A 13,121-nucleotide genomic window follows, 5' to 3' on the forward strand; every position below is an offset into this window, starting at 1 on the left:
CATTTCCTGTTCAGAGGTGGTCGGATTCGATCAATCGTCGACTCTGGAGGCAAAGTGCGACTTCCCGCCTACCGAAGATACGCAGTGTCAGTTGCCGCTGCGCTTGTCGCTACCCTGATCCCCCCTGCGGCGGCCTACGGCGCTGCCCCTGCCCCCGGTGCCCACGCGGATCCCGAGGGACACGCCGGCCCCCAGGCGCCCATCGCGGTGACGCTGATAACGGGTGACAAGGTGACATTGACACAGGGCAACGGTTCCAGCCCTTCGGTGGACGTGGAGCGCGCACCAGGAGCCACGGGGTCGGTGCGCGTCGCCACCGAGGGGGGTGACACCCTTGTGTACCCCGACGAGGCCATGCCCTACATCGCCACCGGCCGTCTCGACAAGCAACTCTTCAACGTCACACAGTTGGTGGCCCAGGGCTACGACGACGCCCACACCGGCGTGCTCCCTCTGATCATCACCCGGTCCGAGGGTACGTCCGCCCACAAGAGCGGGGCGTCCGACGACCGACCGCCGTCCGCTGTCGCACTGCCGGGGGCTAAGTCCACTCTCGGCCTTCCCTCCGTCCGCGGAGCGGCCGTCGAAGCTCAACGGTCCAAGGCCACGGCCTTCTGGTCGGCCCTCACCGGTACCAGCGGGCAGGACGCCTCGCGGTCGAAGGCGAGTTCCGGTCCTAGCCCGGACGACGACGTGGCCGCCCCGTCCTTCACCGGCGGTGTCGACAAGGTGTGGCTCGACGGCAAGGCGGAGGCCGCACTGGCGGACACCACGGCGCAGATCGGTGCACCGCAGGCTTGGGCGGCGGGGGGCACGGGCGCCGGGGTACGGGTCGCGGTGCTGGACTCCGGGGCGGACACCACCCACCCGGACCTCGCCAAGCGCATCGTGGCGTCCCGCAGTTTCGTCGGCGGTGAGGACGTCATCGACCGGAACGGCCATGGAACGCACACCGCCTCCACCGTCGCCGGAACCGGCGCTGCCTCCCACGGTACGGAACGGGGTGTGGCTCCTGGCGCGGATCTGCTGGTGGGCAAGGTCCTCGGCGACAACGGAACCGGTCCCATCTCGGGGATCATCGCCGGCATGGAGTGGGCGGCGCGGACCGAGCACGCCAGAGTGATCAACATGAGTCTGGGCACCCCGGCGTGGCACACCCAAGACGACCCCCTGAGCCAGTCGGTCAACCAGTTGAGTGCCGAGACGGGTGCGCTCTTCGTCATCGCCGCGGGCAACTCCGGGAACAGCGCCCACAGCGTAAGCGCCCCAGGAACCGCGGACGCCGCACTCACCGTTGGCGCGGTCGATTCGTCCGACCAACTCGCCTCGTTCTCCAGCGCCGGGCCACGCCTCATGGACGACGCCCTCAAGCCCGATCTGACAGCTCCCGGCGTGGACGTGCTGGCGGCGCGCTCGCAGTACATGAACGGCGGGGGTGAAGGCTACTACCGCCCGGAGAGCGGCACCTCCATGGCGGCTCCTCATGTCGCCGGGGCAGCGGCCCTGCTGGCTCAGAAACACCCGAAGTGGACCGGCCGGCAGATCAAGGACGCTCTGATGAGCACCAGCGCGCCGACCCCCGCTTACACCCCCTACCAGGCCGGCACCGGTCGTCTGGACGTCGCCGCCGCCTACCTGAGGGACCAGGTGATCGCGAGCGGATCGGTGGACGCGGGACTCGTGAAGTGGTCGGCGGGCCAGAAGCGGAAGCCGGTCAAGCTGAAGATCACCTACACCAACACCACCGACAGCCCCATCACGTTGCACCTCTCGGTGGACCGCGGCGACTCACCCGCAGGGGTGTTCACATCGCTCGCCGACCGCGTCACGGTACCCGCGCGCGGAACCTCGACGGTCGACCTCGTGGCGGACCCGAAGAACCTCGCGCCGGGCCAGTACGCGGCCCAGGTCACCGCACGCTCGGCGGCCGGAGCCGTGCACACGGCCGTGGGACTCTCCGTCGAGTCCGAGAAGTACGACCTGACCGTCCACCTGAAGGACCGATCCGGCAAGCCCGTCAGCGGGGAAGTCGAGATCACGGGTGCCGACGGGAAGACCACCATCATGTGGGCCTCGGACGGCACACTCACCAGCCGCTGGGCCCCCGGCTCCTACACCGTCGTCTCCATACTGGACGTGGAAGGCCGCCACGGCCCTCACTCCCTCGGATATGCGGTACTCACCGTTCCCGAACTCGACCTGAGGTCCGACCGGCAGGTGGAACTCGACGGGTCGCGCATCCGCCAGGTCAAGGTGGCCACCCCCAAGCCCACCGCAGTCAGCACCAGCAGGATCGACCTCTTCCGCTCCTTCACCTCAAGTGAGCCCACACCCAACGACGGGCAGGCTCTGCACCAGATCCTCCTGCCATCCGCCCAGTACGACAGCCTGTGGGCCCTTCCGACCAAGGCAAAGGTGAGGAACGGCAGCTTCGTCTTCACCACCCGCATCCGTGCCAAGCAGACCCCACTGAAAATCACCTACGGCGCACGCAGCCTCGGCGACACCCTGCTGGTGCAGCCGGGATCCGCTCAGTTCCCGGACGGCACCGCGCAGGTCCGCGCCATCTTCGCCGGTGCCGGCAAGCCCGCGGACTACGCCGGCCTGTCCGCCCGCGGCAAGGCGGTGGTCGTTCGCAGCGGCGGGGCCGTGGACCCGACGGGCCAGGCAGCCGCGGCGCGCGCCGCCGGTGCGGCGATGCTCCTGGTGGTCAACGACGGCGACGGCCGCAGCAGCGACTGGTACGGCGACGCAGACGGAACGTCGACCGGACCGATCCCGGCCGCCTCGCTTACCCGGGACGAGGGCGAGGACCTGATCGACAGGATTCTGTCCTCAGGAAAGTCCGGGACCAAGCTGGCAGTCGAAGCTCATCCCACACCGCAGTACTTGTACGACCTGGCCGACTACCACCGTGGCGGCGTGCCGGACGACCCCTCCGCGGCAACGGATCCCGGCAGCCTCGCCCGCATCGACAACTACTTCGCCGCGCCCGCCGGCAAGCAGGTCAGGGAGAGCCGGGAGGACAGCCCGTCGTACGAGTACTGGCCGGCGGCCTATCCCTATGCCGGCTATGGGATGACGCGCGTACCGCCGTTCCCGAGGGAGCCGGTTGCCGAAGGGCACCGTACCGACTGGGTCTCCGCCGGCAACGGCGTCAAGTGGCAGCAGTACGCGTCCATCGACGGCTGGTCCACCTTCACCGACGTCGTGAACTACCGCCCGCGCAGCGTGCAGAGTGAACACTGGTTCGGCCCCATAACCCGGCCGCGCATGGTGAGCTTCGAGGTCCCGCACCGTGTCGGGAACGTCATGGGCGGAATGATCGCCGGCTTCGGCGACGGAGGATCCGCCCACAGCGGGGACACCAGCATGATGTCGCGGAGCTTCGCGCTCTACCAGGACGACGAACTGCTGATGCAGAACGGGGCACGGCCTGATTTCGGAGTGGGTGATCTGGAACCGCAGGAACTCCCGTACCGGCTCGTCGTCGACACGAAGAACAACACCGACTTCATGCCGTACTCCACCACCACGCACACCGAATGGAGTTTCCTCTCCGGCACTGCCGACGACCAGGCCATCCCGTTGGCTCAACTCGATTACGGAACGGACCTGGACCCCGCGGGGCGCGCGAAGCGCAAGTCGGCCTTCTCCATCAAGCCCGTCGTCCTCGGTAGTGACGCCGCGAAGGACGCGGTCTCCACCCTCAAGCTCGAGGTCTCCTACGACGATGGGGCGTCCTGGCGTCCGCAGGACCTGAAGGAGAACAAGGGAACCTGGCAAACGACCCTCAACGCGCCCTCCCGGGCGGGTTACGTGTCCATCCGGACCACCGCCAAACAGCGCAACGGCGGCGGCATCACCCAGACCATCACCCGGGCCTTCGGCCTCAAGTGACCGTCGAGAGCAGCCGGGCCCCACGCCGTTGATGGCATGGGACACCGGCTGCTCTGCCGTATCCCCATGGTCCACTCGCAGCGGACGGGGGAGCACTGCTGAGCTCCATCCGCTCACAGCCGTCGGGGCTGGGGACGCGGCCGGACGAGGCTCGCATCCTCGCTCGTCGAGATACTCCCCAACCGTCCCGAGCGGCACGTCAGGGCGTGGGCGAACCCCGTACGGGGCGCCGGTGCGTTGGCCGTCCACGGCCATCGGGTGGCCCCCTACGGCGGCTACGACGAGGAGCGGGCCGTCTCCTGTGTGACTGCCGTGTCGTGAGGGTCGAGCAGGAGTCGTTCAAGGACCGGCAGGACTTCCTCATGGCCGGCACTCGCTGCAAGGAGCCTGCCTGCCGAAGCTCTTCGGGACCAAGAATCCGACTCGGCATCGCGGAGCAGCGTCATCAATTCGCTGGTCACCTGCTCCTCGTTCACACAGCCATGGTGCCTGCTCGCACGCTGCGTGCCTACTTCGTTTCCGGGGCGGCCTCCGGTTGGGGCGGAGGCGAGGCGGCTTCGCGGCCTGTTCCAGAGCTTTCCTCCGCATCCTGGCCGGACCTCTGCCCGGCGTGCGGCGGTGGCCTTCCGGGCCTGTTTGCGAGGCGGAGTCATCAGCTGCGCGAACGCTCTGGGCCGCAGGTGACAAGTACGGGGTGAGACTGTCGTTCGACAGTCGGAGACGGAGATTCCGTGACATCGGAACACGAGGAGCGGGGCGACCGCGCCGGCGATGCCCAGCTTTGCAGGGCCGCTGACGACCCCGCAGCGTTCACGCCGCTGGTCGAGAAGTACTCGACAGCCCTGCACGGATACTTCGCCCGGCGGATGCCGGGCGCGGCGGACGATCTGCTGGCCGAAGTGTGGTTGCAGGCCTTCGCCGCGCGGCGCACGTTCGACGCCTCGCGCGGATCTGCGCGAGGCTGGCTGTTCGGGGTCGCCCGCAACGTCCTGGCGGGCCATGCCCGCCGGACAGTGCGCGCCCAGGCTCTCCCGGGAGCCCAGGCCACCGACCCGTGGCAGGCGGTTGACCAGCGACTGGACGCGGCGGCACTGGCGCCCGCACTGCGCCGGGCGCTCGCTGAGCTGCCGGCCGAGGAGCGAGAGGTGATGCTCCTGGTCAGCTGGGAGCAGCTGACGCCGGCTGAGGCGGCCGCGGCCGTGGGCATCCCGGCCGGGACGGCCCGCTCGCGGCTGCACCGGGCGCGGGGCAGATTGCGCGAGCGGCTCGCACCGGCCCCACGCGCGGGACGGGACCTGGCCGTGACGGGAGACCTGGCATGAGCACACACGACATGGAGGAGACGGGCATGACGGAGCGGCTGGCAGTGCTGGACTTCCCTGGCGCCGAGGCGTTGCAGGTGGCGGGATGGGTTGAGCCGCCGTCGCCGCGTGTACTGGCCAGGGTGCTGGAGGGAGTCGAAGACGCCGTACGGGAAGAAGCGGCCCAGGCCCCGCCGGGCGGGGACGTGCGGGGGGACGTCGTGGTGACGCCGCTGCGCTGGCGCCGCCGGGTCGTCGCGCTTCTGGCTGCCGCCGCCGTCGCGGCCGGCATCGCGGTGACGTCCGCGAACACTGGAGGGGCGCCTGCGACTATGGGAGGGGCACCTGCGAATACGCAGGCGCAGTCGGCATCGATCTTCCTGAACAACGTCGCCGAGGTCGCCGCCACCCAGCCGGCCGGAGCGGGCACCTACTGGAAGATCCACACTGCGCCCTTCAACGCATACGCGTACATCTCGCGGTCCATGGAGCTCACCTACCTGGTCCCCGGCAAAACCTTCGACGGCAATCGCAGCCGCACGGGTCGGTTCCCCGGCTGGAGGCTCGGCTCGCAGAACTACGACTGGAACGGCCTGGACCGGCTGAGCACGGACCCGCTGATGCTGCAGCGGGTGATCCTGAGCACCACGAAGGCATCAGCAGAACAGGTCGAGGATGCGGGCACGCTCGGCTTCGTACAGGCGAGCACCGTACTCGCCGTAGCCCCTGCCAGCCCCGCACTGCGCGCCGGGCTGTTCAAGGCACTGGCCAAGGTGCAGGGCGTCCGCGTCGTCGGCACCGCCAAGGACAGCGCAGGGCGCACGGGGACCAAGCTGGCCTACCACGGCGACGTCGGCGTCACTGAGGTGATCATCGACCCGAAGACCAGTACTCTCCTGCAGCTCAACGAACCGTGGCGAAGCGAGAAAGATCAACGTAGGGCTACGTACGTGTCCGTCGGCCTGACCGACAAGATCGGCTGATCGTCCACACATGAACGGCGCACGGCCCCCGACGAGCCGTGCGCCGCGACCGATGCCGGAGACGCTCCTGAGGGCACGTCAGCTCTGATACGGTCCCGTCGGACCTCAGGATCGGAGGGACGCCCGCGATGTACCCCGTGCCGCGGTCACGGCGAGGTGCCGGTCGGCGAGGTGGCTCGTCCGTCCACATCGGAAGCGTCCAGCTCAGCACGGGTCGCCAGAGACTCCGCCGACGCCACCGCTCGCTCGCTGAGTCGCCCGAATCTGCGGGCCGCGTGGCCCAGGCACAGGCCGGCCAGCCCCAGCAACTGGTTCCCGGCCGCAGCCCTCATACCCAACTCGATGCAGCAGTGCTCGATGAACTCACGATCGTGCTCGTTCAGGGCGATGCCAGCCAGGGCCACCGCTGTCGACGCTTCGTACGCGGTGTCGTCGAGCGCGCGTACGATCGCCTCCGCGTACGTCCCCGGTGACGCCGGATGCGCCGCATGGCCGGTGCGTCCGCAGTACCGTCCTGGCATGGCGAGCAGAATGGCGGCCTTACCGGCGCACCCTCGAAACGCCGACCGGCCTCGTCCTGTACCGGACCCCGGACGGATGGGGGTACGCCGTCCACTTCACCAGCCTGGCCGACATCGCCGACGGCACTCTCGCTGGTCTTCCGCCCTTGTCCGAGCCGGACATCGCGCAGGTGCCCCCGGTTCAGAAGGCGGAGGAACCAACCCACGGAAAGATTGTCGTCAAACCGGGCTGTGACATGAAGTCGCCGCACGAACCTTGGCCCGATCCTGTCGAGGCCGAGGCGCTGAAGGTTCGACTCGACGATCTGCACCGGGCGAAGATCCGGCTCGCTGATGAGGTGCTCGTAGTCGGCGACTACATCGGAGACAGCACCCACGCCGAAATCGCCTACGCCCGGTCGCTCGGCAAGCCCGTGCAGTTCACGCACCCCGAAGTCGACCCTGACCCCTGACCCCTGACCGCCCGCAGCCACCGCGACAACCAGGGTCGGCAGCTCGCTGCCTGACCGCCTCGCGGTCGTTTCAGCCGCCTCTCCGGGGGTGTGCGGCCCTGGGGCTCTGGGCCGCACACCCCCCCGCCGACCTTGCGAGACTTTCCGTTCCTTCGTGTCGCGGGGGACAGCGTTCCGTTCCGCCGAACACGCCTGACGCCACGTCAGGACACTGTGAGGCCGCAGCTGTAGGCGGCCGAACCCGATCCTGAGTAGGACTCCAGCTCCAGGTAGTACGTCCCGCTGCCGGACGCCGTGCGGGTGTAGGAGACCGACTCGTCCACGCCGCGGCCGTCGTTGACGGACCGGGCCACGGTTCCGCCCGATGAATCGAGCAGGTAGACGTCGGCGTCGTACGCGTCGGGGACCGCGCAGGTCACGGTGGCCCTCTGCCGCGAGGCCAGGGTGAAGGCGAAATAGTCGCGGTCGGACGCAGTGGTCAGCGCACCCGTGACGGTGAGGGGCTGGGCGCGGCCGGAGACGTCGTCGGCCGAGGCCCGGGAGTCGTTAGGCTCGGTCTCCTGGACGGTCGATCCGCTTCCCTGAGTGCCGCAGCCGGTTTCCGGCGTGCCGTTGTAGAGATTGGACTGCGCGACGCCGTTGGTGACGCTGCGCTTGTAGTAGCCGCAGGTGGGGCGGTTCTTGAAGTCGAAGGTCCCGCCGTCGGTGAGGTGCCAGATCTTGAAGTCGGAGTAGGTCAGCGGCTTCCCGGCGACGGCCTGTTCCGGCTGGTGGTCGCCGAGCACCACGTAGGCGTTGCCGCCGCTCAGCGTCGCGAGCCCGTTCTTGTCGATGAACAGCGAGCTGCCGCCCTCGTCGATGCCGACCCCCCACGCCTTGCCCTGGGTGGTGAGGCCGTCCTTGACGGCCCGTGCGATGAAGGCCATGGTCCGGCCCATCCGGTCGCGGGCGACGAAGTGGGAGTCGTTGATGGTGTCGCCGTAGTGCGGCCAGTCGAACATGCCGGTGGTGAACGTGACGGACTTGTCGTACGGGTTGGCGAGGGCGCCCGCCGACGTGGCGCCGGCCGTGCAGGCGTCGTAGACGATGGAGCTGTTGATGTGCAGGCCGGCGCTGCCGCCGCCGGAGCCTCCTCCCTTCGCGACGACGGACTGCACGGAGGCCCGGAGGGCGGTGCCCTTCCAGGCCGTGTAACGGCACTGGTCGCCACCCGCGAAGTAGACGAACTCCGCGTTGCGGATGTCGGTGTTCAGCTGGGTGTTGTTGCCGTCGGATGCCGCGGTGAGGGTCCAGGTGGTGCAGGAGTTGACGCCGCTCAGACCAGTGATCACGTCGCACTCGGGCGTCTGACTGCCCGACGGGGCCGAGCCCGCCAGGACCACGACGTCCAGGGTGCCGGTGTTGGCGCGGATGGCGTCGATGGCCTTGGTCATGGACGCGGCGACGACACCTCCGTCGCCGTTCATGGTGAACGCGGGGCCCGACCAGCTCGCCCGGGTGGCGTCGGAGGCGCTCCCCAGGCGTATGCGGTCCGCGGCCGCGTGAGCGGGTTCGCTGGTGACGCCGAGGGTCGCGGCCGCGGTGGCCATGATCACGAGGAGTGAGGTCAGGGGTCTGCTCAGCGTGTGCGCGGTCATCGATGCTCCTGAGTGCAGGACGGCATGAGGGGATGGGCCGGTTCCCCGGTGCGGTCCGTGCGACCCACCGATGGGGAGCGGCAGTAGCGGAACATACAAGCAGTTGCCTGTTAGGGGAAGATGTAATGCAAAATTTGTCGAGGTGGGGCTCGATGAGAGCATGAAATCGGCTGCTACTAGGAGATATTGGGCACCTGTGGCGCGTTGCCGACGATATATGGAACTGTAATCAGCGTTACATCTAGGCGTGTCGATGGCCGTCCTGTAGCTTCCTCTCGTGTCAGAGGGGTGGGATGTCCCCTCCCCGCAGGACTTCTGAGAGGGATCGATCGTGATGCCGAAATCCCCCCGCCGTGTCGGCGCGGCAACTGTGACCGTGGTCGTGGCACTGATGGCGGTGAGCGCCTGCAACGACGGCGCGGACGACGGCTCGGCGGGCCGGGCGACCGCAACGGTGAAGGTCGCCGGGGTCACGGTGACGAAGGACGAGGCGTTGCACGACGCGCTGCCCGAGAGTGTCAAGAAGTCCGGGAAGGTGAGGGTGGCGACGGATGTCCCCTACCCGCCCTTCGAGATGTTCGTCAGTGAGGGCAGCAAGGAACTGACCGGTCTCGACTACGACCTGGGGCAGGCGATCGGTGCGAAGCTCGGGGTGGAGTTCGTCTTCAGCCCGCAGAAGTTCGACGGAATCGTACCCGCACTTCAGGCCGGCAAGTTCGACGTCGCCATGTCGGCGATCACGGACAACAAGGAGCGGCAGAAGGTCGTCGACTTCGTCGACTACTCCCAGTCCGGGTCCGGCATCCTCGTGGCGGAGGGCAACCCGAAGAAGATCACGACGCTGACCGACCTGTGCGGTAACCGCGTGGGGGTGCAGGCCGCCACGAACCAGCTGAAGCTGCTCACCGGGACGCAGGCGAAGTGCACCGCGGCGGGCAAGAAGAAGATCAGCATCTCCACCTACCCGAAGGACTCCGACGCCCAGCTGGCGCTGCGCTCGGGCAAGGTCGTCGCCGACGTGGCGACCAAGCCGGCCGCGGGCTGGACGGCGAAGACGGCGGACGGCGGCAAGGCCTTCGACCTCGTCGAGGACCCGCAGGCTCCCGGCGGCTACAACGCCTCGCCGAACGGCATAGCCGTCAGCAAGAAGCTCCCCGGTCTCACCACCGCGGTCCAGAAGGCACTGCAGGCGCTCCTCGACGACGGCACGGTCACCAAGATCTACGAGAAGTACGGTGTCGCCTCCATCGCGGTCGAGGAAGCGACCCGGAACGCGGCGGTGGACTGACCATGCCCGCCCTCACCTCCCCCCTCGACGCCCGTACCCACGAGGATTCGGCCCCGGCCGGCATCGAGATCGTGCCCGTCCGGCACTACGGCCGCTGGCTCGCCGCCGTGGCCGCCGTGGCCGCGGTCGCCGGGCTGATCGGCTCCCTGGCCAAGAACGCCAACCTGCACTGGGACGTCATCGGCCACTTCCTCTTCGCCGACCTCATCTTCGACGGGCTGGCGACGACCCTCTGGCTGACCATTGCCGCCATGGTGCTCGGCCTCGGGCTCGGAACCGTCATCGCGGTCATGCGCCTTTCGCCCAACCCCGTGCTCTACGGGCTCTCCTCGCTCTTCGTATGGATCTTCCGCGGCACGCCCCTGCTGGTGCAGATCATCTTCTGGGGATACGCCGCAGCGCTCTACAAGAACGTCATGATCGGGATCCCCTTCACACACATCACGTTCGTCCAGGCCGACACCAACACCCTTCTGACGCCTGCGGTGGCCGCCCTCCTGGCCCTCGGCCTCAACGAGGCCGCGTACGCCAGCGAGATCGTGCGCGCCGGTATCCAGTCGGTCGACATCGGACAGACGGAGGCCGCGCACTCGCTGGGCATGCGTCCCGTCCTCACGATGCGCAGAATCGTCCTGCCCCAGGCCATGCGGGTGATCATCCCGCCGATGGGCAACGAGACGATCAACATGCTCAAGATGACGGCGCTGGTCTCCGTGATCGCGGCCCACGATCTGATGTCGAACATCCAGGACGTGTACGCGCAGAACTACCAGGTCATTCCGATGCTCGCGGTCGCCAGCATCTGGTACCTGGCCCTGGTGAGCCTGCTGAGCATCCCGCAGGCATGGATGGAACGCCGTTACGGCCGGGGGACCGCACGCAGCGCAGACGGATCCCCTCTGCGGCGCATCCTCGCGGGCGCCTCCTCGGCGGGCCGCGGGAAGAAGGAGTCGGACCGATGAACCCCATGGTGCACGCCCAAGGCGTACGGAAGCACTTCGGGAAGCTCGAAGTCCTCAAGGGAATCGATCTGACCGTGGAGGCGGGACAGGTGTGCTGCCTCCTGGGGCCTTCCGGGTCGGGCAAGTCCACGTTCCTGCGATGCATCAACCACCTGGAAACGGTGGACGGCGGAAAGCTCTCCGTCGACGGCCAACTGGTGGGATACCGACGACACGGCAACCGGCTGCACGAGCTGCGGGAACGTGAAATCGCCACGAGGCGGCGGGACATCGGGATGGTCTTCCAGCGGTTCAACCTCTTCCCCCACCTGACCGCTCTGCAGAACGTGGTCGAGGCCCCGGTGCGGGTGGCCGGCGTCAGCCGCGACCAGGCCCTGGAGGAGGGCACGCGCCTGCTGGAGCGGGTCGGTCTCGCCGACCGGGCCGGGCACTACCCGGCGCAGCTCTCGGGCGGTCAGCAGCAGCGGGTGGCGATCGCGCGAGCGCTCGCGATGAAGCCCAAGCTGATGCTGTTCGACGAGCCGACTTCCGCCCTCGACCCGGAACTGGTGGGCGAGGTCCTGGACGTGATGCGGCAACTGGCCGCGGACGGCATGACCATGATCGTGGTCACCCATGAGATCGGTTTCGCGCGTGAGGCCGGTGACACCGCCGTCTTCATGGACGAGGGGACGGTGGTCGAGGCGGGAGACCCCCAGCAGGTACTGGTCGCACCGGAGCAGGAACGCACCCGCGGCTTCCTGTCGAAGGTCCTGTGAGCACCCGCACCGGTCAGCAGCACCGCACAGCTGCCCTGTTGACGCTGGCACAGGCCCGCGAGCCGCACTACCTCGAAGCACTGGCCGAGCTCGTCGCGGTCGACTCCGGTTCCTACAGCCCGGCCGGTGTCGACCGCGTCGGCGCCCTCGTCGGCCGGCGGCTGCACGGTCTCGGCTTCGAGACGCAACACATCAGGCTGCCGCCGGTGGGCGACCGCAGAACCGGTGAGCTGCTGATCGGTCGGAAGCGCGGCGCGCTGCCGGTCCGGGAGGGAGGACGCAGGATCCTGCTCGCCGCCCACATGGACACGGTCTTCGAGGACGGCACCGCCGCGGCGAGGCCGTTCAGCCTCACCGGATCGCATGCCCGCGGGCCCGGGGTGAGCGACGACAAGGGCGGCCTGGTCTGCGGGCTCACCGCGCTGGGCGTACTCGAGGAGGCCGGCCTGGACCAGTACGCGGAGCTGGTGTTCCTGGCCGTACCCGACGAGGAGATCGGCTCACCGGCGAGCCGCCCCGTCACCGAGGAGGTCGCCCGGGACATGCACTACGCCCTGGCCCTGGAGTGTGCCCGGGAGAACGGGGACGTCGTCATCGCCCGCAAGGGAGTGGCCGACTTCCGGCTCACCGTCACCGGGCGGGCCGCCCACGCCGGCATCGAACCCGAAAGAGGCGCCAACGCGGCCCTCGCGGCGGCCCACCTCACCGTCGCCCTCCAGGCGCTCAACGACCACTGGGACGAGGTGACGGTCAACGTGGGCATGGTGCACGCGGGCACCAGGACCAACATCGTCTGCCCGAAGGCCGAACTGCACGTCGAGGTCCGCTCGGCCACGCTCAAGGGCATCCACCGGGCCCGGCAGGCGATCGAGGACATCGCCACACGCCCCGCCGTCGCCGGAACCACCGTCCGGGTCGAGCAACTCGACCTTTGCCCCCCCATGGAGGACACCGACGCCTCACGGCAGATCCTGCGCACGGCCCAGAACATCGGCGGCGAACTGGGCCTCCCCTTCGGTGCCGCGGCGACCGGGGGCGTGGGCGACGCGAATTTCATCGCCGGTACCGGAGTCCCCGTACTCGACGGTCTCGGTCCGGTGGGCGGCGGTGACCACAGCCCCGACGAATGGCTGGACACGACCACGGTGGCGCCCCGTGTCGCCCTTCTCGCCGCACTGATCGCCGAGCTGGGTGACGGCCGGAACCACTGAACCAGCGTTGTCCCACCGACCGGACGCGGGGCTTTGGTCCGGACGACAGAAGCCCCCCGGCCCGGCCGGAGCCCGGGGGCACCCCCCCCGGCACGGCTCCGGCCATTT

The 13,121-nt window shown here is 68.8% G+C and carries 10 protein-coding genes; 8 read left to right on the forward strand and 2 right to left on the reverse strand.

The window, feature by feature from the left end; genetic code table 11:
* Nucleotides 1-231: 231 nt before the first annotated feature.
* From OG206_RS31600 to OG206_RS31610, 3 genes are all read left to right on the forward strand, one after another.
* Nucleotides 232-3,900, forward strand: a complete 3,669-nt coding sequence (locus OG206_RS31600) for a S8 family serine peptidase (RefSeq protein WP_327122007.1) — start codon at nucleotides 232-234, stop codon at nucleotides 3,898-3,900.
* Nucleotides 3,901-4,631: 731 nt separating this feature from the next.
* On the forward strand, nucleotides 4,632-5,222 hold the full coding sequence (locus OG206_RS31605; protein ID WP_327122008.1) for an RNA polymerase sigma factor: 591 nt from the start codon (nucleotides 4,632-4,634) through the stop codon (nucleotides 5,220-5,222).
* Nucleotides 5,219-6,184 (forward strand): hypothetical protein, encoded by a 966-nt coding sequence (locus tag OG206_RS31610; RefSeq protein WP_327122009.1) that lies wholly within the window; start codon nucleotides 5,219-5,221, stop codon nucleotides 6,182-6,184. The genes OG206_RS31605 and OG206_RS31610 overlap by 4 nt, the downstream gene beginning before the upstream one ends.
* A 146-nt stretch (nucleotides 6,185-6,330) precedes the next feature.
* Here the strand turns inward: OG206_RS31610 and OG206_RS31615 are convergent, their stop codons facing one another.
* A complete protein-coding gene (locus OG206_RS31615) occupies nucleotides 6,331-6,705 on the reverse strand; it encodes a hypothetical protein (RefSeq protein ID WP_327122010.1) in 375 nt (124 codons plus the stop codon).
* A 146-nt stretch (nucleotides 6,706-6,851) separates the two neighbouring features.
* Here OG206_RS31615 and OG206_RS31620 point away from each other — a divergent pair, with 146 nt between their 5' ends.
* On the forward strand, nucleotides 6,852-7,157 hold the full coding sequence (locus tag OG206_RS31620) for a hypothetical protein (protein ID WP_327122011.1): 306 nt from the start codon (nucleotides 6,852-6,854) through the stop codon (nucleotides 7,155-7,157).
* Nucleotides 7,158-7,360: 203 nt separating this feature from the next.
* Here OG206_RS31620 and OG206_RS31625 read toward each other — a convergent pair whose 3' ends face one another.
* Nucleotides 7,361-8,794 carry a pre-peptidase C-terminal domain-containing protein gene (locus tag OG206_RS31625; RefSeq protein ID WP_327122012.1) on the reverse strand — a complete coding sequence of 478 codons (1,434 nt, stop codon included), beginning with the start codon at nucleotides 8,792-8,794 and terminating at the stop codon, nucleotides 7,361-7,363.
* A 334-nt stretch (nucleotides 8,795-9,128) separates the two neighbouring features.
* Between OG206_RS31625 and OG206_RS31630 the strand changes: the two genes are divergently transcribed.
* Genes OG206_RS31630 through OG206_RS31645 form a run of 4 tightly spaced genes read left to right on the forward strand, consistent with a single transcriptional unit; the run spans nucleotide 9,129 to nucleotide 13,013 of the window.
* The gene (locus OG206_RS31630; RefSeq protein ID WP_327122013.1) at nucleotides 9,129-10,082 is read left to right on the forward strand and encodes an ABC transporter substrate-binding protein; all 954 of its coding nucleotides are present in this window, start codon (nucleotides 9,129-9,131) and stop codon (nucleotides 10,080-10,082) included.
* A gap of 2 nt (nucleotides 10,083-10,084) precedes the next feature.
* Entirely contained in the window at nucleotides 10,085-11,044 is a 960-nt protein-coding gene (locus tag OG206_RS31635; protein ID WP_327122014.1) for an amino acid ABC transporter permease, read from the forward strand.
* A 5-nt stretch (nucleotides 11,045-11,049) separates the two neighbouring features.
* Nucleotides 11,050-11,802 carry an amino acid ABC transporter ATP-binding protein gene (locus OG206_RS31640; protein ID WP_327122460.1) on the forward strand — a complete coding sequence of 251 codons (753 nt, stop codon included), beginning with the start codon at nucleotides 11,050-11,052 and terminating at the stop codon, nucleotides 11,800-11,802.
* Entirely contained in the window at nucleotides 11,799-13,013 is a 1,215-nt protein-coding gene (locus OG206_RS31645) for a M20 family metallopeptidase (protein WP_327122015.1), read from the forward strand. The genes OG206_RS31640 and OG206_RS31645 overlap by 4 nt, the downstream gene beginning before the upstream one ends.
* Nucleotides 13,014-13,121: the final 108 nt, after the last annotated feature.

It is taken from the genome of Streptomyces sp. NBC_01341, from assembly GCF_035946055.1.
In the GTDB taxonomy this organism is placed as follows: domain Bacteria; phylum Actinomycetota; class Actinomycetes; order Streptomycetales; family Streptomycetaceae; genus Streptomyces.

Coding starts and splice junctions, on each gene's coding strand:
- OG206_RS31640 (WP_327122460.1), top strand. CDS start 11,050: ATGGTGCACGCCCAAGGCGTACGGAAGCACTTCGGGAAGCTCGAAGTC.
- OG206_RS31610 (WP_327122009.1), top strand. CDS start 5,219: ATGAGCACACACGACATGGAGGAGACGGGCATGACGGAGCGGCTGGCA.
- OG206_RS31630 (WP_327122013.1), top strand. CDS start 9,129: ATGCCGAAATCCCCCCGCCGTGTCGGCGCGGCAACTGTGACCGTGGTC.
- OG206_RS31625 (WP_327122012.1), bottom strand. CDS start 8,794: ATGACCGCGCACACGCTGAGCAGACCCCTGACCTCACTCCTCGTGATC.
- OG206_RS31615 (WP_327122010.1), bottom strand. CDS start 6,705: ATGCCAGGACGGTACTGCGGACGCACCGGCCATGCGGCGCATCCGGCG.
- OG206_RS31635 (WP_327122014.1), top strand. CDS start 10,085: ATGCCCGCCCTCACCTCCCCCCTCGACGCCCGTACCCACGAGGATTCG.